This window comes from Methylorubrum rhodesianum, assembly GCF_014199985.1.
Lineage (GTDB): Bacteria > Pseudomonadota > Alphaproteobacteria > Rhizobiales > Beijerinckiaceae > Methylobacterium > Methylobacterium rhodesianum.
In genome coordinates, this window is the sequence record NZ_JACHOS010000004.1 from 210,907 (window position 1) to 235,909 (window position 25,003).

23 protein-coding genes are annotated in these 25,003 nt (G+C 68.8%); 13 read left to right on the forward strand and 10 right to left on the reverse strand.

Features of this window, described 5'->3' with window-relative positions:
- The first annotated feature begins 930 nt into the window (after positions 1-930).
- Positions 931-2,184: a hypothetical protein gene (locus tag HNR01_RS07625; RefSeq protein WP_158022282.1), complete on the forward strand. Its 1,254-nt coding sequence runs from the start codon at positions 931-933 to the stop codon at positions 2,182-2,184.
- A gap of 519 nt (positions 2,185-2,703) precedes the next feature.
- On the opposite strand, the gene HNR01_RS07630 is transcribed toward HNR01_RS07625, so the two are convergent.
- A complete protein-coding gene (locus tag HNR01_RS07630) occupies positions 2,704-3,048 on the reverse strand; it encodes a helix-turn-helix domain-containing protein (protein WP_009866858.1) in 345 nt (114 codons plus the stop codon).
- Positions 3,049-3,099: 51 nt separating this feature from the next.
- On the opposite strand from HNR01_RS07630, the gene HNR01_RS07635 reads away from it, so the two are divergent.
- The 8 genes from HNR01_RS07635 (at position 3,100) to HNR01_RS07670 (ending at position 8,795) form a co-directional block, all read left to right on the forward strand.
- Positions 3,100-3,834: an 8-oxoguanine DNA glycosylase gene (locus HNR01_RS07635; RefSeq protein WP_009866859.1), complete on the forward strand. Its 735-nt coding sequence runs from the start codon at positions 3,100-3,102 to the stop codon at positions 3,832-3,834.
- Positions 3,835-3,953: 119 nt separating this feature from the next.
- Positions 3,954-4,298: a hypothetical protein gene (locus HNR01_RS07640; RefSeq protein ID WP_009866860.1), complete on the forward strand. Its 345-nt coding sequence runs from the start codon at positions 3,954-3,956 to the stop codon at positions 4,296-4,298.
- Positions 4,295-5,482 (forward strand): PfkB family carbohydrate kinase, encoded by a 1,188-nt coding sequence (locus HNR01_RS07645; protein ID WP_012454405.1) that lies wholly within the window; start codon positions 4,295-4,297, stop codon positions 5,480-5,482. The genes HNR01_RS07640 and HNR01_RS07645 overlap by 4 nt, the downstream gene beginning before the upstream one ends.
- Positions 5,479-6,111, forward strand: coding sequence for a 7-cyano-7-deazaguanine synthase (locus HNR01_RS07650; RefSeq protein WP_012454404.1), 633 nt, complete (start codon positions 5,479-5,481; stop codon positions 6,109-6,111). The genes HNR01_RS07645 and HNR01_RS07650 overlap by 4 nt, the downstream gene beginning before the upstream one ends.
- 3 nt (positions 6,112-6,114) lie before the next feature.
- Complete coding sequence (locus HNR01_RS07655) at positions 6,115-6,459, forward strand: hypothetical protein (protein ID WP_012454403.1); 345 nt, start codon at positions 6,115-6,117, stop codon at positions 6,457-6,459.
- Entirely contained in the window at positions 6,456-7,637 is a 1,182-nt protein-coding gene (locus HNR01_RS07660) for a hypothetical protein (protein WP_142583508.1), read from the forward strand. Before HNR01_RS07655 ends, HNR01_RS07660 begins: the two co-directional genes overlap by 4 nt.
- Before the next feature lie 111 nt (positions 7,638-7,748).
- On the forward strand, positions 7,749-8,444 hold the full coding sequence (locus tag HNR01_RS07665) for an FRG domain-containing protein (protein WP_238255312.1): 696 nt from the start codon (positions 7,749-7,751) through the stop codon (positions 8,442-8,444).
- Between the two features lie 9 nt (positions 8,445-8,453).
- Complete coding sequence (locus HNR01_RS07670) at positions 8,454-8,795, forward strand: pPIWI-associating nuclease domain-containing protein (protein WP_012454400.1); 342 nt, start codon at positions 8,454-8,456, stop codon at positions 8,793-8,795.
- Positions 8,796-9,531: 736 nt separating this feature from the next.
- Here the strand turns inward: HNR01_RS07670 and gyrB are convergent.
- The 7 genes from gyrB to HNR01_RS07705 form a co-directional block, all read right to left on the reverse strand.
- Positions 9,532-11,979 (reverse strand): DNA topoisomerase (ATP-hydrolyzing) subunit B, encoded by a 2,448-nt coding sequence (gene gyrB / locus HNR01_RS07675; RefSeq protein WP_153874044.1) that lies wholly within the window; start codon positions 11,977-11,979, stop codon positions 9,532-9,534.
- A gap of 528 nt (positions 11,980-12,507) precedes the next feature.
- Positions 12,508-13,152, reverse strand: coding sequence for an MBL fold metallo-hydrolase (locus HNR01_RS07680; protein ID WP_183667277.1), 645 nt, complete (start codon positions 13,150-13,152; stop codon positions 12,508-12,510).
- Positions 13,153-13,226: 74 nt separating this feature from the next.
- The gene (locus HNR01_RS07685) at positions 13,227-13,631 is read right to left on the reverse strand and encodes an acyl-CoA thioesterase (RefSeq protein WP_017485846.1); all 405 of its coding nucleotides are present in this window, start codon (positions 13,629-13,631) and stop codon (positions 13,227-13,229) included.
- 88 nt (positions 13,632-13,719) lie between these two features.
- Positions 13,720-13,863: a hypothetical protein gene (locus HNR01_RS07690; protein WP_017485845.1), complete on the reverse strand. Its 144-nt coding sequence runs from the start codon at positions 13,861-13,863 to the stop codon at positions 13,720-13,722.
- A 209-nt stretch (positions 13,864-14,072) separates the two neighbouring features.
- Entirely contained in the window at positions 14,073-14,357 is a 285-nt protein-coding gene (locus tag HNR01_RS07695) for a hypothetical protein (protein WP_153874046.1), read from the reverse strand.
- Between the two features lie 149 nt (positions 14,358-14,506).
- A complete protein-coding gene (locus tag HNR01_RS07700) occupies positions 14,507-14,692 on the reverse strand; it encodes a YegP family protein (RefSeq protein ID WP_017485843.1) in 186 nt (61 codons plus the stop codon).
- A gap of 94 nt (positions 14,693-14,786) precedes the next feature.
- On the reverse strand, positions 14,787-16,334 hold the full coding sequence (locus HNR01_RS07705; protein WP_017485842.1) for a DEAD/DEAH box helicase: 1,548 nt from the start codon (positions 16,332-16,334) through the stop codon (positions 14,787-14,789).
- 556 nt (positions 16,335-16,890) lie between these two features.
- Here HNR01_RS07705 and HNR01_RS07710 point away from each other — a divergent pair.
- Complete coding sequence (locus HNR01_RS07710; RefSeq protein WP_183667278.1) at positions 16,891-17,976, forward strand: calcium-binding protein; 1,086 nt, start codon at positions 16,891-16,893, stop codon at positions 17,974-17,976.
- 108 nt (positions 17,977-18,084) lie between these two features.
- On the opposite strand, the gene HNR01_RS07715 is transcribed toward HNR01_RS07710, so the two are convergent.
- A complete protein-coding gene (locus HNR01_RS07715) occupies positions 18,085-18,321 on the reverse strand; it encodes a hypothetical protein (RefSeq protein ID WP_017485840.1) in 237 nt (78 codons plus the stop codon).
- A gap of 199 nt (positions 18,322-18,520) precedes the next feature.
- Here HNR01_RS07715 and sseA point away from each other — a divergent pair, with 199 nt between their 5' ends.
- The 3 genes from sseA to purH all read left to right on the forward strand — a co-directional run bounded on the left by sseA (position 18,521) and on the right by purH (position 22,999).
- Positions 18,521-19,369: a 3-mercaptopyruvate sulfurtransferase gene (gene sseA, locus HNR01_RS07720; RefSeq protein ID WP_183667279.1), complete on the forward strand. Its 849-nt coding sequence runs from the start codon at positions 18,521-18,523 to the stop codon at positions 19,367-19,369.
- Positions 19,370-19,557: 188 nt separating this feature from the next.
- Positions 19,558-21,270, forward strand: coding sequence for a heparinase II/III family protein (locus tag HNR01_RS07725; RefSeq protein WP_183667280.1), 1,713 nt, complete (start codon positions 19,558-19,560; stop codon positions 21,268-21,270).
- A 130-nt stretch (positions 21,271-21,400) separates the two neighbouring features.
- Positions 21,401-22,999, forward strand: a complete 1,599-nt coding sequence (gene purH / locus HNR01_RS07730; protein ID WP_183667281.1) for a bifunctional phosphoribosylaminoimidazolecarboxamide formyltransferase/IMP cyclohydrolase — start codon at positions 21,401-21,403, stop codon at positions 22,997-22,999.
- Between the two features lie 111 nt (positions 23,000-23,110).
- Here the strand turns inward: purH and HNR01_RS07735 are convergent, their stop codons facing one another.
- Positions 23,111-24,847: an MFS transporter gene (locus HNR01_RS07735; protein ID WP_153874050.1), complete on the reverse strand. Its 1,737-nt coding sequence runs from the start codon at positions 24,845-24,847 to the stop codon at positions 23,111-23,113.
- Between the last annotated feature and the right edge of the window lie 156 nt (positions 24,848-25,003).

The window sequence follows — 25,003 nt, forward strand, 5'->3', positions numbered from 1 at the left end:
CCCAGCCCCCGGCCGGTCGATGATGCGAAACGCCCGGCGCCTCGTCTGCTCGTCGAGATGCACGTGCCCGCCTTGGGCGGCCCGGGCACGGGTCACGGTCCGTGACCTGGGCGCCTTCGCCGAGCCATGACACCTCCGCCAGGCGGGGTACGGGTCCGGTCAACATCGGTCGCGGCTCGGGCCCCTCCGACCAAGTCGGCGCGAGCCGGCCCGCGCAATCCGCCACCCAGCCTCCGGCCCAGGTACCCTCCTCGCTTACGCCGCGGGCCCGGAAGGACCCGCCGGCTTCCGCTCGCCCGACAAGGAGGAGGCGCGGGCCGGTGGCCGACCGGTGCGTGCTTCGGAGGGCCAGCTGGCCGACGAACCCGCCGGGCGCCGCGCCATGCTCGACCGTGGGCTCCCCCCCAAGCAGAGCCCTGATACAGGTCGCGGGTTCCGGGCGGCTGTGAGACACGCGGAGGGTTCAGACCCCGGTCGACTCCCGGTCCACGTCACCGCCCTCCCCGAGCTTCGCCGGACTGGGGCTGGGCCTGAGAGCTGCGCAATCCTGTGGCTGCCCGGGCCAGGTCTGGCTTGGCACGCGCCTCTCCCCTCGCGGACTCCTGGCCGAAGATCGGGGTGGCGGGTCGCAGCTTGTCCCTTTCACGACCGCCCGGACGATCAACGCGTGCTCCCGGGCGGAGCAGCACTCTGTCGATTCGGGCCGGCGCCACTCGCAAGCGGCGGTCCCGGCGGGCCCCGCTGGGGTGCCCGATCCCCGGCGGCGCGGCTCCGTCCCAACCCTCCGGTGCTCGCATGTCTCCTTCCGGCCACGTCCCGTATGCCTCGAACGCGCCCGACGCTTCTGCCGCCGGCATGCCCTCCGTCCCGGAAGGGGAAATCCGGCGGGCGATGCGGGCCGTCGTCGCGGTTTGTCCGCCCGAATCGGGCATGATCCTGAACGTGTTGCTGGACAACCTTCTCACCGCCAGCCGAGCGGGAGGCATCCTGCGGTCCAAGCTGCATGGCCTGGACGTCGGGTTGCGCAAGCACCTCAGGCAAACGTGGCTCGACGGGGTCGTCGTGCCGCTCGCGAGGACGCGCAACCCACTCCATCGCGCCGCCTCCTCCGCCCTGCCGCAACTGCGGGACCCACGGGACGTCTCCGGCCTCCTCGCGGCGGTGAGACAGATCGCGGGCGAGGTCCCGGAGCACACCACGGCGCGGGAGCACCTCGACGGCGCCGTCCGCTTCCTGGAAGCGCTCCCGATCCTGATGCGCGCGGTCGAGGCCCTCGAAGCCCGGACCTTCGCCCAGGGTGCGGGCCGCTCGCGAGCGGTCGGGTACAATTCGGGCGCACGCGACGACACGCGTGCCCGTCAGGTGCGGTCGGCCGCCCATGAGTTCCGCAAAGCGGCGAGGAAGGCGCTCGCGCCCCTCGTGCTGCGCCTGGCGGACGCCGTCTTCGAGGCGGAGCTCGGAGCGGTCCGGAGCGCCGCGTTCGCCCGAGCCGCGCCGGTCCTGCGGTCACCCCCGGTCGGCGGTCCGAGGAAGCGGGGCTTGGCGGGGCCACCCTGGCGCCGTCGCCTGCTCGACGGGCTGCAGGGCGATATCTGGGGCGGCTTCGGAGCGGCGCTGGAAACCGTGCTGCGGCGCCATCCCGGGCTGGAGGTCACGGAGATCGCCGTCGACCGCAGCGGCGACCTGTGCGGGCGGGCTCGGGCGGTCCTGACGCGGCACGGGGTCCGGTTTGCGGTCGCCACCTGCTTCGACCTTCAGGTCGGCTCGATGCGGCACAGGGCGGAGGATCTCGTCGGACCGGGCCACCGGGTCGACCAGCCCACCTGGGCCGAGGTGGACGCGTGTCTCGACGCTCATGTTCCGCCGGAACTCGACACCGCCTCCTTCCGCCTGATGCGCCACATCCTGCAACGGGACGGTGGCGACGGCTTCGTGCTCGATGCCTATGCGGAGGACCAGCTCGTGATCGCCTGCCGCGCCGGTGGCCGGCTTCCGGAAGAATTCGCGGACTGGCTCGTCGAGGCCGCAGACGCGTTGGGGGTGACCCTGAGGTTCGCCGCGGACGACGGTGGCCCACCGGTTGCCGAACTGGCGCGCGTCGGCTTCGCGTGGGCGGAGGGAAAGGAGCGGTTCTTCATGACGCGGTCGGCCGTGCCCGACCCGGGAACCGGCCCCCTGCCCTGAGCGGCGTGGTGCCACCACCACGCTCGCGCTCTCGACCGGCCAGCGAACGACGCTGCCCGAGAGCCTGGGGCGGATCGAGGCGCGGAAGTGGAAGGCGCAGACGCGTGGCCGGCGCACTTCCGTCGCCGGCGTGACGGCGGTCGGGCCCGGCAAGCGACCGTTCGTGCGGACGTCGTCGGCCGCGTGTGGGCCGGGTATGGCTTCGTGCCGGCCGCGAGCCCCGGTGGACCGGAGGGCCGGGGACCGACGCCGAAACGCGGCCTGCACGGCTCTGCGCCGAAGCTCTGGCGGCGTTCCTCTCGCACTGGCCCGAAGCCGGTTCAGCAGCCGGGCCGGCGCCGCTTTCCCGGGGCGGCATAGGTGCGTAACGCCGCGTGCTCGGAGCCGCGCCGGAGGCCGACACGTCGGCGCTCGCCGCCCGGCTGCAGACCAGGCACGGCCGCCCGCAAACGGCCGTTGACCGCACCGGACGACCCTGGAGCGTGGTCCGTCGTGAACGCCAAAAGCCCTGGATCGCCGTCAAGCTCGGTCAGAGTATTCATTTTCATTCACAAGCAGCAGCGCCGCGTCGATCACGTCGCGGAAGGCCGGCGAGCGTTCACAGGCCGCGAGGAGACGCCGCGTCCACGCTTCCGACGGGTGGGCGACGCCCGCGGGCCGCGCGGCGAGATAGGACCGTATCGACGCCTCTAGCTCCGGGCGGGGCCTCTGCTGACCGCGCAAGAGCTTGGAAATGTTGGCCTGGCTGGAGCCCAGCGTGCGGGCGAGCGCCTCCTGGCTCAGGCCGTCCTCGCGCCGGGCTCGTTCCAGCGCCGCCGCGATGGCGGCGCGCTCGCCGCCTGATCCGATCTTGCGTCCCCTCATGCTTTGAATGAAAATGAATATTCGGGGACGGCGTCAAGGGGAATCACGACTATGCTGCTCGAAGCGGACGGCGGCCCGACGGCTGCACGGCGTTCGCCGCCTGATCCAGATGCCGAGATCGTGCCCGGGGTGCGCTGGGGGCGGCCCGAGTGGGTGCCGAGTGCCGCGTTCTGGGCGGACATGGTCAGCCGCGCCAGCGAGCAGTCCGACGGGTTCGTCAACCGCGACGGGTCCCTGCAGGAGGAGGTCGGGTTTTGCCTGCTCGGCGGCTACGGCATCACGGCTGAGGTCAACCATGCGGTTCACGACCGGTTGATGGAGGCCGGCGTGTTCGTGCCGGGACGCCGCCCGGCCGAGGGGGATCTCGAAGCTCTCCTGCTGCAGCCGGTCCTGCTCGGCGGCCGCCCGGTCCGCTACCGGTTCCCGCACCAGCGGGCCCGCCGGCTCGCGGTCGCGTTGGGGATGATCGAGGATGACCCGCCGCCGACCGACGACGCCTTGGCATTCCGGCGCCACCTCATGCGGATTCCGGGCATCGGGCCGAAGACCGCATCCTGGATCACGCGCAACTGGCTGGGCAGCGACGAGGTTGCGATCCTGGATATCCACATCATCCGGGCCGGTCTCCTGATCGGCCTCTTCGACCGGTCGATGCGGGTGCCGCGCGACTACGAGGCGCTGGAGCGGCGCTTCCTGGAGTTCTGCGGGGCGCTCGGCGCCAGGCCGTCCCTGCTCGACGCGGTGATGTGGCGGGCGATGAGGAATATCGGCCGGGGCCCTGTTTGACGGCGGCCGGGAAAAGAGGCCACTGTCGTCTAGGTTCGCGCCCAGGGATCGCGATGTCAGGCGGTAGCAAGTCCAGCACACGCAGGGGCCCGCGTCTGGGGCCGGGTACGTCGTCACCCGTGTCGCCTTCGGGGCGGGAGGGCCAGGGCGGTGGGGCAGGGCTCGGTGGGGGCGCGGACCCTTGCAACCTGCGCTACGACACCGACCTGACGGGGGTGCGGGCCCCTGCGGTGGTGACGGTCCGCGAGCGGGACGTCCTCGACGTGACCTTGCACCGGGAGGATCCCTTCGAGACGGCCGTGTGCCGCACGCGGCCCGCGGCCGACATCGTCGGCTCGCTCGCGGGCATGGAGGGCTTGGACCAACTCCTCGGCTGCCTGCGCGCCGGACATCTGTACGAGGCCCGCGTCATCGAGGTCGATCGCACCCGCTGTCGCGTCTTGGTCGAGCGGGTGACGCGTTGATCGTCGCCGGCGGCTGCTACCTGGAAGTTTGTGCCGTCCCGCGTTGGAGGCGCCTCTTCGGGTCCGGAGGGCGGGCCGCCGCATCGGTCGGCCGGCTCTCGCCCGGAACCGAACTCCATACCTATGCCCACCGGGGGTGGGTCTCGGACGTCCGGAGCTCGATGCACGCGTTCGGTGTGGGCGCGACCGTCCAACCCATCGACGAGAGAATCTCGTTCTCCTACTTCCATCCCCTCTCGCCCGCGTTGCTCGAACCGGCCGTACCCGCTGCGCAACCTGTCCTGACCGTGTCCGGCGACGTGGTGCTTCGGTTCGGCTTCGTGGAAGGCGACGCCGTCGTCTCCGCGCGGCGCGCCGTCCACGATCCGCAGACCGGCCATGCGGCGAGCCCCTTCCGCGCTAATGGCTCCCGGGCCGAGCGGCTCGCCGTCGTGCTGAACCAGGGCGAGGCAGAGGCCGCGACCGGCGCGGCGGGCGACGACGTGGGCACCGCGCTTCTCGCCGCGCACGACGCCGAGATCGTCGTCGTCAAGCGCGGGTGCGAGGGCGCGCGCGTGTTCCGGGTCGGGGGCATGCCGGCCGACATCCCGGCATACCGCTCGGAGCGCGTGTTCAAGATCGGGTCGGGCGACGTGTTCAGCGCGGCCTTCGCGCACCATTGGGGCGAGCGCGGGCTGGACGCCGTCGACGCCGCGGACCTGGCCTCACGCAGCGTCGCGCACTTCGTCGACTACCACGCGCTGCCCCTGCCCCCCGCCGCCGAGCTCGCGTCCCAGTCTGCCCTGCCCGCTGGCCGGCGTCCGGGCCTGATCTACCTGGCGGGACCCTTCTTCGATCTCGCGCAGCGTTGGCTCGTCGAGGAGGCGCTCGAACGGCTCCAGGCACTGGGCGCGCCGGTGTTCTCCCCCTTGCACGAGGTCGGTACGGGCCGTCCGGCCCAGGAAACCGCGGCTGCCGATCTCGAAGGCCTGGACCGCTGCGCCGCGCTGCTCGCGCTGCTCGACGGCGCCGATCCGGGCACCCTGTTCGAGGTCGGGTACGCGCGCGCCCGCGGCAAGCCCGTCGTCGTCCTTGCCGAGCGCCTCGACGACCCGAACCTGACGATGCTCGTCGGCACCGGCTGCCGGGTCGCTCGCGACCTCACATCCGCGCTCTACCAGGCGGCCTGGGCCGCCATGGAATGAGGGCGCTCCTGCTCTCGGGCGGCCTCGACTCGGCGGCCATCGCCGCCTGGCAGAGGCCGGACGTCTGCCTCACGGTCGATTACGGACAGAGGCCGGCCAAGGGCGAGATCGCCGCGGCGGACTCGGTCGCGCGCGAGCTGGGACTTCGCCACGAGATCGCGCGGGTCGACCTGTCGGCCCTTGGCCTTGGCCCGCTCGCGGGGCGCGCGGCCTCGGATCTGGCGCGCGCGCCCGAGTGGTGGCCTTACCGCAACCAGATGCTGGTGACGCTCGCCGGCATGCGGTTCGTGGCCGAGGGACTGACCGAGATCCTGCTCGGGGCGATCAGGACGGATGTTCATGCCGACGGTCGCGCTCCCTTCCTGCGGACCGTCGACCGGCTGATGCACCTGCAGGAGGGAGGCGTCCGGGTCATGGCCCCCGCGCGCCACCTTTCGGCCCTGGAGCTTGTCAGGCGGTCGGGGATCCCCCGTTCACTCCTGGGTGCCACCTTCTCCTGCCATGTCATGGAATACGCCTGCGGTCGGTGCCGTGGCTGCGAGAAGCACCAGGAAACGCTGGCGCGCATCGATGGCGGCCGGGCCCGCGCCGGCACCGCGGCCCGGGCGTCCGCGGCGACGGGAGGTTGAGTCATGTCGGGAGGACCCCCGGGCCGGCGAGGGCGGGCTCCGCGGCGATTGCAGCAGTCCGGCGACGGTTGCGACCTCCACCTCACCGTCGACCTGATAGGGGTGCGTCGTGAGGCGGCGGACCGGGTACGCGAGGGCGACGACCTGCGGATCGAGCTTGTCCACGAGGGGGCCGCGGTCGGCGCGATCTGCCGGAACGGCGAGGGCGCCGTGGTGGGCGCCCTCGCCGCGTTCCCGGGTCTGACGCGGCTTCTCGACTGCCTCGCGCGGGAGGTGCCCTTCGTCGCCCATGTCGAGGAGGTCTCGTCGACGCGGTGCGTGGTGACGGTGTCGAGGACCGACCCATGATCATCGTGGGCGGCAGTTACCGGGAGGTCTGCGCTTACCCGGAATGGGACCGGATTTACGGTTCCGGTGGCCGGGCCGCCGTGGCCGTGAGCGGGCTCGCGCCCGGCTCCGTGCTGCACACCTACGCCTACTCGGGTTGGGCGGCGGACGTACGCGCGACCATGGCGTCGTTCGGCGTCCGTGCCGAAGTGGTCGAGATCGAGAAGGAACTCGTCTTCGAGTACTACCATCCCCTGAGCAAGGAGCCCGTGCCCAAGGCGTCGGCCGGTCTGCCCCGCATCACGGTCTCCGGGGAGGTCGTGCTGAGCTTCGGGATGCTGGAGGGGCCGGCCACGGTCGTGGCCGGCCGGGCCGTCCACGACCCGCAGTCGGACAGTCCCGAGGCGGCCTTCTCGGCGTCAGGGTCGCGGGCGGGCGAGCTGGCATACGTGGTGAGGGACTACATGCTCGCTGCGGCGGATTCGTCGCAGGAGGCGATGGATGTGGCGACACGCATCATGGCCGATGAGGGCGCCTCGGTCGTTGTCGCCCGCCACGCCATCGGCGGCGCCAGCGTCTATGTCGGTGACACGAAGCCGCGGCTGGTTCCGGCCTACATATCGGACACGTGGTTCAAGATCGGCTCCGGCGACGTGTTCTGCGCCGCCTTCGCGCACTACTGGGGCGAGCGCCGGCTCGACCCCGTCGAGGCCGCCGACCTGGCATCGCGCAGCGTCGCCCATTTCAACGACGGTCATCGCCTGCCTCTCCCGGCGCCGCATGCCTTGAGCGCTCTCGTGCCGCAGCCGGACACGGCGCATGGGGGGCGGGTCTTTCTTTCGGGACCGGCGGCGACGCTGCCTCAACGTTGGCTCCTCGACCAGGCACGGTGGTGGCTTCTTGATCTCGGGAGCGAGGTGTTCTCGCCGTTCCATGAGTACGGCGAGCGGCTTGCCGCGAGCGCCGGTCCCGCGCTCGCCGGACTGAGGGCCTGCACGGCTGTCCTCGCGCTTGCGGATGGCGGCGACCCGGGAACGAGCGCCGTCATCGGGCACGCCCGGGCCGTCGGGGTTCCGGTGGTCGTCCTGGCGGAAGCGGTGGCTGCGACGGACCTCGCGGTGCACGCGGGCATGTCGTGCGAGATCGCCCGCGACTTCACGACCGCCCTGTACCGCGCGCACCTGGCCGGAATGCGCTGACCCGACCGGACATCGTCGATGAGACCTCCGACCCGACCCCCTCCCAAACCGCTCCGTGGCGTCTCGGCGGAGCCGGTCCAGCCGCGTGGCCCAGCTTCGGCCGCGGACACCGTGGAGCGTCTCAAGTCGGCGCAGGAGACCTGGCAATCCTTCCAGGACTTCCTGGACCGGCGCATGCACTCGCGCTGGGTCTTTCGGGGCTGCGCGTCCCGCGAATTCCTATGTGTGCCGAGCGCGGGCCGCACGCCGAACCACGACCCGCTGTTCGAGGAGCACCTGTTCCGCGCCTTCAAGCGCGAGGCACGGTTGCACGTCTCGCTGCCGGGGGCGACCGATTGGGACTGGTTGGCCCTGGGGCAGCATTTCGGGCTGCCGACGCGCCTCCTGGACTGGACGACCAACCCACTCGTCGCGTGCTTCTTCGCGGTCTCCAGCGACCCCTTGGACGCCGATGCCGTGATCTACGCCTATCCGGTGGACGACACGCTCGTCATAAATCCGGAGGGCGGACCGGGCCCGTTCGAGATCGACCGCGTGGGGTTCCTGCTCCCGACCACGACGGCCCCGAGGATCGCGAGCCAGCGCGGGTTGTTCTCCGTCCATCCCAGGCCCAGCGAACCCTGGATGCCGAGCGGACTGGCTGAAAACAGCTTCGTCATACCGCGAGGGGTCCGGTCGCGCTTCCAGCGCAAGCTCTTCAGCCTCGGCATCGATGCGGCCCATATCTGGGCTAGCCTTGAGGGCGTATGTCTCTCGCTGAGCTGGCAGTATCGGCAGCGTCTCGGCATTGGCGCCGCCGTGTTCTGAGGAGGTTGCATGCCGGGCCCTGACGCAGCAAGCACGGATGCGGCTGTCCTCCAGGCCGTCGCAACGGCCGTGCGAGAGATCGACCTGACCGGGACCGAAGCCTGGGGGGACCTGGGCGCGCTGTCGGCGCACACGCACGTCGACTCCGTCGAGGTCTTCGCCGACGAGATCAAGGTGCGTGCCGGCAGCTTCGAGGGCCCGATCAACGTCCATTGCACCCTGAATTACGGGAACGGCGCGGACGGCCTTACGGTATCGGAGACCTTTCCAGGACGGTTCGAGGGCAGCCTCTCCCCCGCGGGGCCGGTCATCCTACGGCTGAAGGTGGACACGAGCAGCTTCTACGCCTGAAACGGCCACGGGAACCGCAGGGGCGTATTTATGGTGACGGAGCGGAGGGATGAGTCCCCCTCTACGTCAGACACGACGGTGATGCGTACTTCCTGACCGAAGGCGGGCCATTCGCACCTGACCTCGATTGCGGTCGAGTGTTCTATGAACCTGGCGAGGACTTCGGGATCATCAACGATCCGACGGACGGGCGCGACCCGCCGTTCAAGAGCGAGCCTGGCTCGTTGAGAAATGCTCGGCGACGGGTGAAGCCGAGAGGCCGATTTCCGGCCGACGTGCCTCCCGGTGGGCGTAGTTGGCGGGGCGCGGTGCATCCGGGGGGATGCCGCGGCCGCGCCGTTATTCACCAAGCTTTGCTATTTTCCCTGCGCGTAAGCACCAGATTACCTTTAAGCAAAGACAGCCGACTGTCCGTGGATCTCCCGAACCAGGTGAGATCTCAAGCTGGCGTTGGCTTTCACGTCGGAAGTAGGCACTTGCGCCTGTCCCGTGCTATAACGAGCGCCACGGATGGCGCGCGCTCTTTTCGCCCTCGGTCTCGAACGCCAGCTGCCTGTTGAACGCACCAGGATGCCCGGGAAGAACACTTAATCGCTTTCATAGGTCAGCCTATTCGCTTTGAAAGGCAGCCTAATCACTTTCCCCCAGAGCCGCGAGGGTCGAACTTCTCAGTAAATCCGGTCAAGTTACCCTTCCATAGGGTCAAACTTTACTGAGAAATTACACGTCGTGACGATCAGACGTCGAGATTGGCCACGCTCAACGCGTTCTCTTGGATGAACTCGCGGCGCGGCTCGACCACGTCGCCCATCAGCTTGACGAACAGATCGTCGGCATCGGTGGAGTCCTTGACCTTCACCTGCAGCAGCGAGCGAACGTCGCGATCGAGCGTCGTCTCCCAGAGCTGCTGCGCGGTCATTTCGCCCAGCCCCTTGTAGCGCTGCAGCTGCAGACCCTTGCGGCCGAACGCCATCACCGCCTCGAACAGGCCGACGGGACCGTAGAGTTCGGTCTCATCCCCTTTTCGGGCGAGCGTCACCGGCTCCTCGTAGATTTCGCGCAGAGCCTCGGCCCGTTCGGCGAGCCGGCGCGCCTCCTGAGAGGCGAGCAGCGACGCGTCGAGGGTCGCGACCTGCTTCACGCTGCGGAGCGTCCGGCTGAAAGCGTAACCGCCTTCCGAGGCCGCGCCGGTCCAGCCCTTCTCGATCTCGTCGGCGATGCGATCGAGGCGCTTGGCGGTGCGGTCGGCCAGAACCTCCGCTTCGCCGGTATTTTCGGCGACATCCTTGGCGAAGGCGCCGGCAAGAACCGCCTGCTCGACCACCCCACGGTCGTAGCGGGTGTGCAACCCGTGCAGGATGCCGCGGAAGGCCCTCGCCTCCTCGACCAGCGTCTTCAGCTGGGCGCCGCCGAACTCCGTGCCCGAGGCCAGCCGAAGCACGGCTCCCTCGACGCCCTGATCGATCAGGTAATCCTCCAGCGCGCGCTCGTCCTTGAGGTAGAGGGCACGCCGGCCGCGCTCGGCTTTGTAGAGCGGCGGCTGGGCGATGTAGAGGTGACCGCGCTCGATGATCTCCGGCATCTGTCGGAAGAAGAATGTCAGCAGCAGCGTACGGATATGCGAGCCGTCGACATCCGCATCGGTCATGATGATGATGCGGTGGTAGCGCAGCTTGTCCGGGTTGAACCCCTCGCGATCGGTCGAGGAACGGCCGATGCCGGCACCGAGCGCGGTGATCAGCGTACCGATCTCGGCCGAGGACAGCATCCGGTCGGCACGCACGCGCTCGACGTTGAGGATCTTCCCACGCAAGGGCAACACGGCCTGAAAGGTGCGGTCACGGCCCTGCTTGGCCGAACCGCCGGCGGAATCGCCCTCCACAAGCAGCAACTCGCACTTCGTGGGATCGCGCTCCTGGCAATCGGCGAGCTTTCCCGGGAGCGAGGCGATGTCGAGCGCGCCCTTGCGGGTGATGGTCTCACGGGCCTTGCGCGCCGCCTCGCGGGCCGCCGCCGCGAGCACCACCTTGGCCATCACGGATTTGGCCTGAGCGGGGTTCTCCTCCAGCCAGCGCGAAAGCCCTTCGTTGAGAATGTTCTCGACCGCTGGACGGACCTCGGAGGAAACGAGTTTGTCCTTCGTCTGCGAGGAGAATTTCGGGTCCGGGACCTGGACGGAAATGACGGCGGTCAGGCCCTCGCGGCAATCATCGCCGGTGAGCGAGACCTTCTCCTTCTTGGCGATGCCCGAGGATTCGGCATAGCCCGTCATCTGGCGCGTCAGGGCAGCGCGGAAGCCCGCCATGTGCGTGCCGCCGTCGCGCTGCGGGATGTTGTTGGTGAAGGGCAGGACCGTCTCGTTGAACGAGTCGTTCCACCAGAACGCCACCTCGACGCGGATGCCGTCGCGCTCACCGAGCACCGTCACGGGCTTCGTCATGCCTTCGACGGGTTTGCGCGAGCGGTCGAGATAGCGCACGAACGCCTCGACGCCGCCCTCGTAGCAGAGTTCTTCACGCTTGTGCTCGGCGTGCCGTGCGTCGGTGAGCACGATGCGCACGCCCGAGTTCAGGAAGGCGAGTTCGCGCAGGCGCTTCTCCAGCGTCGCGAAATCGAACTCGGTCATCGTGAAGGTTTCGGGGCTCGGCAGGAACGTCACTTCGGTGCCGCGCCGGTCGCCCGCGGGACCGACCACCTCCAGAGGCGCCACGGCGTCGCCGTGGCGGAACTCCATGCGGTGCTCCTTGCCGCCGCGCCAGATCCGGAGCTTCAGGCTTGTGGAGAGCGCGTTGACGACCGACACGCCGACGCCGTGAAGGCCGCCCGAGACCTTGTAGGAGTTCTGGTCGAACTTACCGCCGGCGTGGAGCTGGGTCATGATGACCTCGGCCGCCGAAACCCCCTCTTCCTTATGGATGTCGGTGGGGATTCCACGGCCGTTGTCCGAGACCGTGCAGGAGCCGTCGGGATTCAGCGTCACGGTCACGAGGTCGGCGTGGCCGGCGAGCGCCTCGTCGATGGCGTTGTCCACCACCTCGTAGATCATGTGGTGGAGGCCGGAGCCGTCGTCGGTATCGCCGATATACATGCCCGGCCGCTTGCGGACGGCATCCAGGCCCTTCAGCACGCGGATCGATTCCGCGCCGTAGCTGTCGGCGTGTTCGGTGTTCGGGGAGTCAGCCATGAAATTCCTCGGGCAGGCGGCTCGGAAGCCCTTTTTCGAGCCCGGACGGACCGGGCGTGCCTGCTATCTCCGTCTTAATCTCATATAGGCGTTCCCCCCTGATTTTGCATCGTTTTCTGCGTCGGGAAAGCGCCACTCTCGCGCATTGTGGCCCCGTCGCGTTAACGCCGCGTAAGGGCTGTTTGCGGCGCCCATAGCCGGTGATCGAACCGCCCTCCTTCCGGCGTTCCCACGCATCGTCGAATCGGGTGTGTCGGCCCGGCCGGCAAGCGATCGGGCCCAGGCGGACTTCGCGTTTCGCTCCGTCGAAGACCGATTGCGCAATGTCGGTCCCATCATCGATGCCGGCACAATCGACGCCCGGCCGAAGTTCGGGCGCGCGAAACAAAGAACCGGTTGGAAGTGTCACTCATGCTCACTTGAACCAGAGGGCATCCCGTCGCCTCCCCGCATCATCGCGATCGGGTAACGACCTGCGAGACCTCGGCCACGGCCGTGGAGCAGACCACGCGAGAGAACCCGCCGCGGTTACCCTTGCAGGAAGGGGTTGGTCATCCGCTCCTGTCCAAGCGTTCCCGTCGGCCCGTGACCGGGGATGAAGGCGACGTCGTCTCCGAGCGGAAGCACCTTCTCCCGGATCATCCGAAGCAGTTGCTCGTGGTTGCCGCCGGGCAGGTCGGTGCGGCCGATCGAGCCTTGGAACACCACATCGCCGACCAGGGCGAAGCGGGCGTCGCGGCTCATAAACACGACGCTGCCGGGAGAGTGTCCGGGGGCGTGCCAGATATCGAAGGTGAGGCCGCCGATGGTGACGGTATCGCCCTCGGCGAGCCAGCGATCCGGCGTGATCGCTCGGGCACCGTCGAGGCCGTAACTCGCGCCGGTCTCGGGCAGGGAGTCGAGCAGGAACCTGTCCGCCTCGTGCGGCCCCTCGACAGGAACGCCGAGCCGCTCCTTCAGCTCGGCGGCGCCGCCGGCATGGTCGATATGGCCATGCGTCAGCAGGATCTTCTCGACCTTGACGCCCTGCGAGTGGATCGCGGCCTCGATCCGATCCAGATCACCTCCGGGATCGACCACAGCGCCGACCTTGGTGGCGTCGTCCCAAATCAGGGTACAATTCTGCTGGAACGGGGTGACCGGGATGATCGCGGCGCGGGGCGTGGCGGGCATGCGGACTCGGCAGGTTGAGACAGTCGTGTGCGGTTCTAGACCGTCGGGCCGGGAAGCGCCAATGCGCCGCGCCTTCAGCCCTCGGCCGGAATCGGGCGCGGTCGGCCCACCTCGTCGATGGCGACGAAGGTGAAGGTCGCCTCGGTCACCTTCTCGCGCAACTGCGTCTGGAAGCGCCGGGCCCAAGCCTCAAGATGGATCTTCATCGAGGTGCGCCCGACATGCCCGATCCGGGTGTAGACGCACAATACGTCTCCGACCCTCACGGGCCGGATGAAGGTCATCGCATCGACGGCCACGGTCACAACTCGCCCCTGCGCCCGCTCGACCCCGGCAATGCCGCCGGCCTGATCCATCTGCGACAGCACCCAGCCACCGAAGATATCGCCATTGGCATTGGTGTCGGCGGGCATGGCGATGGTACGCACCGTCAGGTCGCCGATCGGATGAACGTCGCCCACATCGATCGCCTGCGTCATCGATCCCCCCTGCCATCGATTCGACGATGGATCAGCCAACAGCCAAGCACGGCTACAGGCCCTGCGCCAGAGGCGGGAAACTGGCCCGTCAGGGCATCAGGCCGAGAAGCTCAAGTCCGGCGGCGAGGAAGATCGCCGCGGCGCAGACGAACAGCTCCAGGGGAATATCCTGCCAGGACAGAGTGCGAGCGGCCGCAATCGCGCGCCGCTGCCGCGTCACGAGATCGATCATGGGACGTCCTCCGGAGCGGCCCGTCTCAAGCGGACCCACTCACTTGAATGCCATCCTACATTCGTGAAGGACCTTTCGGAAGGCGTCCGACGGCGCCCAGCTCGCCAGGCGCGGAACACGAAAAAGCCCGAAGCGGCGACGCTCCGGGCTTCTCGTCGAACGGTCCGCCGTGGGGATGCCGGATGGCGTCCCCGAACGGTTCGAGGACCTCAGTAGTAGAAGCGGCGCGGACCGTAGAAGCGGCGCGGACCGTAGTACGGACGACGATAGTAGGGGCGACGGTAGAACGGGCGCGGGCCGTAGAAGCGGCGACCGTAATAGGGGCGCGGCCCCCAACCGCGGCGATAGTAATACTGCGCCTTCTCGACGGTGGCGGGAGCGGTTTCGGTCACCAGCGCGGCCGACGGACCGACCGGAGCGGCCGAGGCACCCTGCGGCGCGACCGCGGCGAGGCCCAGGACCATCAGCGCGGCGATGAGAAGTTTCTTGAGCAAGTGTGCATTCCCTCTGCGGCAAACGCGATCGGTCGCGCCGGAGCCGGCGCGCCGCGGGAGCGTGAACGCGCGAAGGTCGGGATCGGTTGCGTGGGAAATGCACGCCGCGCGGGTCGATCACTTCACGCCGCCGGAACGGTCGAAGCGTATCAGGCGATCTTCGTCGTCATGTCCACGATAGAGGCTTCGCCGCTCTTCTTCACAAGCGCGATGCCACGCTCGCAATCCTCGCGGCGTACGTAGCCCTCGCCGGAATCGGCGATCACGTTGCCGTTCTGAACGCGCAGCCGCCAGCGCCACTGCCCGCCCGCGTCACGATAGAGTTCGTAGCGCATCCCGCCTGTCTCCTCTCGGGCCGCGCTTCGAACGAGCACGGCGCGGGATAGAACGCATCCCGCGCCGAAAGGATCGCTTCAGCCGCTCAGGCGATCAGGAACGCGGCGCGCGATCGAGCCAGCCGATGGCCCGCCCGCCTTCGCCGCCGCCGGAGCGCGCGGGGCGTCCGTCGCGGCGGCCGTCGTTCGGGCGGCCGCCCTGGGGACGCGCACCCTGCGGGCGAGCGCCCTGAGGACGACCCTCACCGGCCCGCTCGGGGCGGCGCTGGTCCTGCCGCTGACCTTCAGGACGCGGAGCACCCGAGCGCTGGTCCTGACGGTGTCCCGGCTGTCCGCCCGGACGGCCGCCGCGCGCCTCGTGAGCGCGCGGCTCGCCACGGCCCTCGCCACCCTGGCCGCGACCGCCGCCCGGACGTCCCTGGCGATGACCGGGGCGACCCTGCGGCTGGCGCGGCGGGCGACGTGCCTCCTCGGCGGCGGTGTCCTGCGCCTCCTGCCGGCTCGGCGGGACGAAGCCCTCGGGGAAGCCGGCGACCGGCACCTTCTGGCGCGTGGTCCGCTCGATGTCGCGGAGATAGGCGCGCTCCTCGTCGTTGCAGAACGAGATCGCCTGACCCTCCGCACCGGCGCGGGCCGTGCGGCCGATGCGGTGGACGTAGCTCTCCGGCACATTCGGCAGGTCGTAATTGACGACGTGGGTGACTCCCTCGACGTCGATGCCGCGAGCGGCGATGTCGGTCGCCACCAGGACGCGGCACGAGCCGTCGCGGAAGGCGGCGAGCGCCCGCTCGCGCTGCGGCTGGCTCTTGTTGCCGTGGATCGCCGCACCGACGATGCCGACCTTGTCGAGGCCGCGCACGACCCGGTCCGCACCGTGCTTGGTGCGGGTGAAGACGAGCACGCGCTCGATCTTCGGATCACGCAGGACGTGGTTGAGCAGGGCCTGCTTGGCGCCGGTATGGCAGAAGATCACCTGCTGCTCGACGCGCTCGGCGGTGGTCGCTACCGGGGTCACCGCCACCTGCACCGGGTTGGTCAGGTACTGGTCGGCGAGGCCGGCGATGTTCTTCGGCATCGTGGCCGAGAAGAACAGGCTCTGGCGACGCGCCGGCAGCATCTTCACGATCCGCTTGAGCGCGTGGATGAACCCGAGATCGAGCATCTGGTCGGCCTCGTCGAGGACGAGGATCTCGACGCCTTCCAGCGTCAGCGCCCGGCGGTCGACGAGATCGATGAGCCGGCCCGGCGTGGCGACGAGGATATCGACGCCCGGCGCGATCGCCCGCTCCTGACGATTGATGTTCACGCCGCCGAAGACGACGGTGTTGGTGTAGGGCAGGTGCCGGCCGTAATCGGAGAAGCTCTCGGCGATCTGGCTCGCCAGCTCGCGGGTCGGCGAGAGCACGAGCACGCGGCAACCGCGCCGCGGCGCACGGCGGTTGTCGAGCGACAGGCGATGCAGAATCGGCAGAGCGAAGGCGGCGGTCTTTCCGGTGCCGGTCTGGGCGATGCCGCAAAGGTCGCGGCCTTCCATCGCCGGCGGAACCGCCTGCGACTGGATCGGAGTGGGCGTGACGTAGCCGGCTTCTTCCAGCGCGCGGAGCACGGGCTGAGCGAGGCCGAAATCAGTGAATTGAGTCAAGTCGGTACTTTCAAGGCAGCGGAACCCGCGATCCGGCGCAAGGCGCTCGGAAAAATAGTGAGGTCCGTCGGTCCGGGAGGCTGCCCGCGTGATGGGGCGGCCTGGGGTGCATGCACGTTGAAGAGAGGGGCCGGGGCGCGACCTGGGAAAGGCGCGAACCGTCACGCAGCCCCCTCAAGCGACCCCGTATGGCCGCTGACGCTGCAGGTGCGATATGCGACGTTGCACCTGCGAAGTCAATGCGAGCCTCACGCTTCCACCCGCATCGGATCGAGCGGCCGATTCCGCTCCCGCATCGTCGCGGGTTGGTCGAGGATGGCTGCTCCGATGACGGACTCCGCGGTCAGCAAACCAAGCGACGAAGGCGATCGAGATATACTGTCAAGCTCAATTGAATCAAACATTAAAATACCAGACAAAGAGATCACATATCTCAATTAACAATTCATAATAACGCTCTCGTGATATATAAAATAATCATCGGAAAGGAACATCATCAATCCTGCATTGGATTCCCGGTCATCGGCTCGAAAACCGATCTCGCAGGAGATGTCCAATGGCGACGATTTCGGGAACGGACTCAGACAATGTTCTGACCGGCACGCTTGGTGACGACATCATTCTCGGCCTTCTCGGGAACGACGTCATAACGGATCCGGGCGGCTTCAATCGGATCGACGGTCAGGGTGGAAACGACACCATTACCGGCGGCGCCGACCTCGACTACATCGCCGGCGGGCCCGGGAACGACACGATCTTCGGCGCAGGGGGCTTCGATCAAATCATCGGAGAGGCCGGCAACGATACAATCTACGGCCAGGATGGCGACGACTACGCCGCCGGCAATCCCGGTGACGATGCTCTCTACGGTGGCCTCGGAAACGACTTCCTGGTCGGCGAGGCGGGCTTCGACCTCGTCTTCGGTGACGAGGGCAATGACTTCGTCGCCGGCGGTGACGACAACGACACCGTCCGCGGCGGCGACGGCGACGACTTGGTCGACGGCGACCTCGGAAACGATGTCCTGTTCGGTGACGCGGGCAACGACGTCGTCTTCGGTGATTTCGGCGACGACAGAATGTCGGGCGGTTCGGGCAGCAACACGCTCGACGGCGCGTTCGGCATCGATACCGCCGTCTTCGCCTTCAACTTCGCCAATGCCGGCGTCTCGTCCGCAGGCACCCTGTCGGTGATCACCGGCCAGAACTCCACGGACACGGTCAAGAACACCGAAATCTTCGCATTCGCCGACCGAACCATCGTTCAGGGCGACGGCAACCCCCTGGTCGACGACTTGTTCTACCTGAGCCAGTACAAGGACGTCTTCAACAACGGCAACGACGCCGAGCAACATTTCCGCGACTACGGCTGGAGGGAAGGCCGCAACCCGAATGCCTTCTTCGACACGCAGGGCTACCTCGCCGCCTATAAGGATGTGGCGGCGGCCGGCATCAACCCTCTCGAGCACTACCTGACCTACGGCTGGAAGGAGGGCCGCGATCCCTCGGCTCAATTCGATACCAAGCAGTACCTCGCGGCTTACGCGGACGTGGCAGCGGCCGGCATCAATCCGCTGCAGCACTACCTCGAATATGGTGCCGTCGAAGGGCGACAGACCTTCGGCGACGGCACTTTCGCCTGACGACCCCGTCACGGCACAAAGCCAGCGATCCGGCGAACGGCCGCCGGATCGTCGACGACGGACCGAGCCCCGGCGCGGAGCGCGCCGGGGCCTTTCGTGCGTGACGCCTCAGCCCTCGTCGAACCGGCTCATCCGGAACACTTCGATGCCGGCTCCGTCGATCACCCGTACCGCCTCCGCGGCGGTGCCGGAGCGCTGCGGAACACGGGCTCGGGCGAACAGACGTCGCGCGCGCTCCTCGGCCCCCTCCCGACTCGACGTCCGCACAGAGATCCGCTGCTGAACGCCTCCCGGCGCGTCGGCCTCGTCAGGGCCGAGCACCTCGATGTGATAGGTCTCTCGCACGTCGTTTCGTGTCCTCGCCTCTGAGCGTGGTCCTTGGCATGGGGCTTACCCCAAGATCGGGCCGTCCGCAGGTCCGTGGAAGGCGCCGAGCGAGCGGGACCCGGTGACGCGGGGGTTTCCGTTTCCCGCCCTTGCCGAATTCCCGCCAATGCCGGATGTGGTGTCTTCCCCGCGGGTACGCGCACAGGCGAGGACATCCATGACTGCATCGCCCTTCGTCACGGTGGACTGGCTGCACCAGCGCCTCAGCGCGCCGGACATCGTCGTACTGGACGCCTCTTGGTACCTGCCAGCCCAGGGGCGCGACGCCGAGGCCGAGTACCGGGCTGCCCATATTCCGGGCGCGATCCGCTTCGATCTCGACGCGATGAGCGACACCGACTCGCACCTTCCCCACATGCTGCCGCGGCCCGAGGTGTTCTCCTCGAAGATGCGCGCGCTCGGTGTCGGCGACGGGGCGCAGGTCGTCGTCTACGATGGGATGGGCCTGTTCTCGGCGCCGCGGGTGCGTTGGATGCTCCAGACCTTCGGCATGCGCGACGTCAAGCTGTTGGAAGGCGGCATGCCGGCCTGGATCGCGGCGGGCTATCCGACCGAGGACGGTCCGGGCCGCCCGCGCGACCGTCGTCACTTCACCGCGCGGCTGGACAACGGCGCGGTGGCGAATGCCAGCGACGTCTCACGCGCGCTCGCCAACGGCTCGGCCCAGGTCGTCGATGCCCGCTCCGGTCCGCGTTTCCGCGGCGAGGAGGCGGAGCCGCGCCCGGGCGTGCGCCCCGGCCACATGCCGGGCGCCCGGAACCTGCACTATGCCGCCCTCCAGGCCAATGGCCGCCTGCGGGACGAGGCCTCGCTGCGCGCGGCGATCGCCGAGGCCGGGGTGGATCTCGACCGTCCCGTCATCACCACCTGCGGCTCGGGCGTCACCGCCGCCATCGTCGCGCTGGCCCTCGAAACGTTGGGCAAGGAGCCGCGGGCCCTGTACGACGGCTCGTGGTCGGAATGGGGGGCGGATCCGGCCCGTCCCGTCGAGACCGGTCCCGCCTGAGGCATCGTTCCGCGCCTCTCGCCGGCGGTGCATTCCGGGGATGCCGGCCGCCGAGAGGACGACACAGCGTTAAAGGGCGGTTAAGAGGACGCGCATAAGCTTGGCCGAAGCCGGCCGCCGGATCCCCGGTCGCTTGGGGATCCGGACGGCACCCGTACGGCCCGTCTCGAAGGCTCGGAGGATACGGCTTGGGCAGGGGCCCCGAACGCTGGCAGCTCTACCGCCTGCTCGGTCACGAGATCGTCCGCGCGGTTCGCGAGCGGACGGCGCGGCTCACGGCGCGGCCCGAGATCCTCACCCGGGCCCGGGTGACCGGTCTCGTCATCGCGCCGCACGATCTGCGCACCAGCGACGCCTCGCTCGCCGACGACATCTATTCCGGTCTGTTCGTCTTCGCCGGCCGCTCGCTGATCGTGAGCGGGCGCTCCCCCTTCGATTACGATCCCCCCTCCCCCGAATGGGCGGACGCGCTCTACGGCTTCGGCTGGCTGCGCCACCTGCGCGCCGCCGACACGGCGCTGGCGCGGGCCAACGCCCGGGCCTTCGTCTCGGACTTCATGAGCGGAAGGGGCGAGGCCGCCCGCGCCAGCCCGGTGCCTGTGGCCTCGCGGCGGCTGATCTCGTTCCTGTGCCAGTCCCCGCTGGTGCTGGAGGGTGCCGACCACGCCTTCTACCAAGCCTTCCTCAAGGCGGTGGGTAAGGGCGCGCGGGAACTGGAACGCTCGCTGCGCCGCTCGGCGCCGCCGCAATCGCGCCTGCTCGCGGCGGTGGCGCTGACCTATGCCGGACTCTGCTGCGAGGGGATCGAGCCGATCCTGCGCCGGGCGACCCGCATCCTCGTCCGCGAACTCGACGCGCAGATCCTGCCCGACGGCGGCCACCGCTCCCGCGATCCGCGTTTCGCGATGGAGCTGCTGCTCGACCTGCTGCCGCTCCGCCAGAGCTTCCTCAGCCGCAGCGTCGATCCGCCCGAAGCGCTCCTGCGCGCGGTGGATCGGATGCTGCCGGCCCTACGCCTTCTGCGCCACGGCGACGCCTCGCTCAGCCACTTCAACGGCATGGGCGTCACCGCGGCCGACCATCTCGCCACGCTGCTGGTCTACGACGGATCCGGCACCGAGCCGCTGATGTATGCGTCCCATTCCGGCTATGCCCGGATGGAGACGGGCCGCGTCGTCATGGTCTGCGATGTCGGCGCGCCGCCGCCGATGGACCAGTCGCGCGAGGCCGGCGGCGGGTGTCTCTCCTTCGAGCTGACGAGCGGGGCGCAGCGCATCGTCGTCAATTGCGGCGCCCCCGCGAGCGGCGGCGAGCTGCGCCGGGCGGCGCGCAGCACCGCCGCGCACTCGACGGCGACGGTCGCCGACACCTCCTCCTGCCGCTTCCTCGACGAGCCGGAAGATTGGTGGATCGGCCGCCTCGCCGCACGCTGGCTGCTGGCGCGCCGTGGCCCCGTCGTGCTGCGCGGTCCCGGCCCTGTCGCGGTCGAGCGGCGCACGGAGAACGGAGATTCCGTCCTCGCCGCCCGCCACGACGGCTACGTCGCCGAGTTCGGCATCCTGCACGAGCGCCGCTGGCGCCTCTCCGGCAGCCCGGTGCGGCTCGAGGGCGAGGATGCCTTCCGTCGCGAGGGCAAGCGCGCCCGCGCGCGTCCCCATCCGGTCGCGGTGCGCTTCCATCTCCACACCGCCGTCGCCGCCCAACCACAGGAGGATGGCAGCGTCACCTTGGGTCTGCCGACGGGCGAGCGCTGGCGCTTTACCGCGGAGGGTGCGACGCTGACGATCGAGGAGAGCGTCTATTTCGCAGGCGTCGTCGGCGCGCGGCGCACTGCGCAGATCGTCCTGCACCTGTCGGTGGACGCGGACGCCCTCGTGCGCTGGCGGATCGAGCAGATCTAACGGCCGCTTAGGGTGCGGCGTTGGGAACGGTTGCTTTCGTCATCGGACACACTGACCTCCAACTGGCCGCCCCTGTCGGTTCCGTGCTACCGCGCGCGCGATTTCCTCGTTCGACGACACAGGCCATACCATGCCGCGCGACCAGATCCGGGTCACCCGCGCCCTCCTTTCCGTTTCCGACAAGACCGGGCTGACGGACTTCGCCACGGCGCTGAGCCGTCGCGGTGTCGAGCTGGTCTCGACCGGCGGCACGCATCGGGCGCTGACGGAAGCAGGGCTCGCGGTCCGGGAAGTCTCCGAGCTGACCCGCTTTCCCGAGATGATGGATGGTCGGGTGAAGACCCTTCATCCGGCGGTCCATGGCGGCTTGCTCGCGGTGCGCGACAATCCAGAGCATCAGGCAGCGCTCGCCGCCCACGGGATCGGCGCCATCGACCTGCTCATCGTCAACCTCTACCCGTTCGAGGAGACGCTGAAGGCCGGCAAGGCCTACGACGACTGTGTCGAGAACATCGACGTCGGCGGCCCTGCCATGATCCGCGCGGCGGCCAAGAACCACGCCGACGTCGCCGTGGTGGTCGATGTCTCGGATTACGAGACCATCCTCGCCGAGCTCGCCGCTCAGGATGGTCAGCTCAGCGCGGCGACCCGTCGCCGGCTGGCGCAGAAGGCCTTTTCGCGCACCGCCTCCTACGACGCGGCCATCGCCAACTGGCTCGCCGAGGTCGAGAGCAGCGACGAGGCTCCAACCTTCAAGGCTCTGGGCGGCACGCTCGCACAGGGCCTGCGCTACGGCGAGAACCCGCACCAGTCGGCGGCCTTCTACCGCCTGCCCGGCACCCTGCGGCCCGGCATCGCCACCGCCCGGCAGCTCCAGGGCAAGGAGTTGTCCTACAACAACCTCAACGACACCGACGCGGCCTACGAATGCGTCGCCGAGTTCGATCCCGCCCGTGCGGCGGCGGTGGCGATCATCAAGCACGCCAATCCGTGCGGCGTCGCGGAGGGCGCCAGCCTGCTGGAGGCTTACGAGCGGGCGCTGGCCTGCGACCCGACCTCGGCCTTCGGCGGCATCGTCGCTCTCAATCGTCCTCTGGACGCAGAGGCCGCGCGAAAGATCGTGGAGATCTTCACCGAAGTCATCATCGCCCCCGACGCCTCGGAGGAGGCCAGGGCCATCATCGGCGCCAAGAAGAACCTGCGGCTCCTGCTCGCCGGCGGCCTCGCCGATCCGCGGGCGAAGGGCGAGACCATCCGCACGGTCGCCGGCGGCTTCCTCGTCCAGGCCCGGGACGCGATGAGCGTGGACGACATGGAGCTGAAGGTCGTCACCAAGCGTAAACCGAGCGAGAGCGAACTCGCCGACATGCGCTTCGCCTACCGCGTGGCCAAGCACGTGAAGTCGAACGCCATCGTCTACGCCAAGGGCGGCGCCACGGTCGGCATCGGCGCCGGGCAGATGTCACGGGTCGATTCCTCGATCACCGCAGCGCGGAAAGCCGCTGAAGCGGCAGAGCGCCTCGGGCTTCCCGAGTCCCTGGCCAAGGGCTCGGCGGTGGCCTCGGACGCCTTCTTCCCCTTCGCCGACGGCCTGCTCGCCGCGGCCGAGGCCGGCGCCACCGCCGTGATCCAGCCCGGTGGCTCGATGCGCGACGACGAGGTGATCCGTGCCGCAGACGAGGCGGGTCTCGCCATGGTGTTCACGGGCGTGCGCCACTTCCGCCACTGAGCGGGCGCGCACGACGCGTTCATCGCCGGGAGCGCCGCGGCCTCTGAATTGGAAAAAGGCCCCACCTCTCGGCAGGGCCTTTTCCGTCTAGGCCGGTCAGACCCGGAGGCCTCAGGCCAGGATGTCCCGGTCCTTGGTCTCGGGGATGAAGATCAGGCCGATCACGAAGGTGAAGAGCGCGATCACGATCGGGTACCAGAGCCCGTAGTAGATGTCGCCGGTCTGGGCCACCATGGCGAAGGCGGTGGCGGGCAGCAGGCCGCCGAACCAGCCGTTGCCGATATGGTAGGGCAGCGACATCGAGGTGTAGCGGATCCGGGTCGGGAACAGCTCCACCAGCGCGGCGGCGATCGGGCCGTAGACCATCGTCACGTAGAGGACGAGGATCGTCAGGATGCCGACGACCGCGAGCTTCTGGCCCGTGAAGATGTCGATCGGGTTCGAGGCCTTGATCACGGTGGGGTTGGCCGTGGCCGAGGGATAGCCGGCTTCCGTCAGTGCCGCCGGCACCGCCTTGGCGAAGTTCGGATCGGCGACGGGGAAGTCCTTGCCGTTGATGCTGACCACGGTCGGCGTACCGGCCGGCTGGTTCTCGGTGGTGTAGTTCACGGCGGAGCGGGCGAGCAGCGCCTTGGCGATGTCGCACTCCTTGGTGAACTTGGCGGTGCCGACCGGATTGAACTGGAACGAGCACTCGTCCTTGTTCGTCTTCACCACCACCGGCACGTTCGCCTGAGCCGCGTGCAGGGCCGGGTTGGCCTGGGCGGTCAGCATGTTGAACAGCGGGAAGTAGGTGAGCGCCGCGATCAGGCATCCGCCGAGGATGATCGGCTTGCGGCCGATCCGGTCCGAGAGGCTGCCGAAGAACAGGAAGCCGCCGGTGGCGAGGATCAGCGACCACGCGATCATGATGTTGGCCGTGAACTGATCGACCTTCAAGATGCTCTGCAGGAAGAACAGCGCGTAGAACTGGCCGGTGTACCAGACCACCGCCTGACCGGCGGTGAGACCGAGCAGGGCGAGGAGCGCCCACTTGGCGTTCTTCCACTGGCCGAAGGCCTCGGAGAGCGGCGCCTTGGAGTGGGTGCCCTCCTCCTTCATCTTCTTGAAGGCCGGGCTCTCCTGCATCTGCAGGCGGATCCAGACCGAGATGGCGAGCAGCACCACCGAGACGAGGAACGGGATGCGCCAGCCCCAGACCTGGAAGGCGGTCAGCGTGGTCGTGGTGCCGTCCGCGTTGGTCACCGTGGTGGCCGGGTAGGCGCTGTTCACGTAGCCCTGCGTCGACAGGATGATGATCAGCGAGAGCAGCAGGCCGAGCGTCGCCGTGGTCTGGATGAAGGCGGTGTAGAAGCCACGGCGTCCGGGCGGGGCGTGCTCGGCCACGTAGACCGCCGCGCCGCCGTACTCGCCGCCGAGGGCGAGGCCCTGGAGCATGCGAAGCGCCAGCAGCGTTACCGGGGCGATCCAGCCGACATTGTAGGCCGCGAGCGTCGAGTAGGAGGGCAGCAGGCCAACCGCGAAGGTCGAGATGCCCATGATCAGGATGGTGACGAGGAAGGTATACTTGCGGCCGACCATGTCACCGAGACGGCCGAACACCAGGGCGCCGAAGGGGCGCACGAGGAAGCCTGCGGCGAAGGCCAGAAGCGCGAAGATGTTGCGCGTCGCCTCCGGGTAAGCGGAGAAGAACTGCGCTCCGATGATCGCGGCCAGCGATCCGTAGAGATAGAAATCATACCACTCGAAAACAGTCCCGAGCGAGGAGGCCATGATGACCTTCTTCTCGCCGGCAGTCATTGGCCTGACTGCCTCCCCGGGCCGCGCTACTGCGGTTGCCCCAGCCATCTCTGTCGTTCCTCCAGGTCACACGTGAGCGGGCGTCCGGTTCTCCGGCTTCGACCCGTTCCATGCGCTCGGCGCATGTACACGCTTGTGTTACCGCATGCCTCGAAACGGCCCAATAGGTAAATCGCAGCAAAAGGCGCGTCGTTGACAGGATTT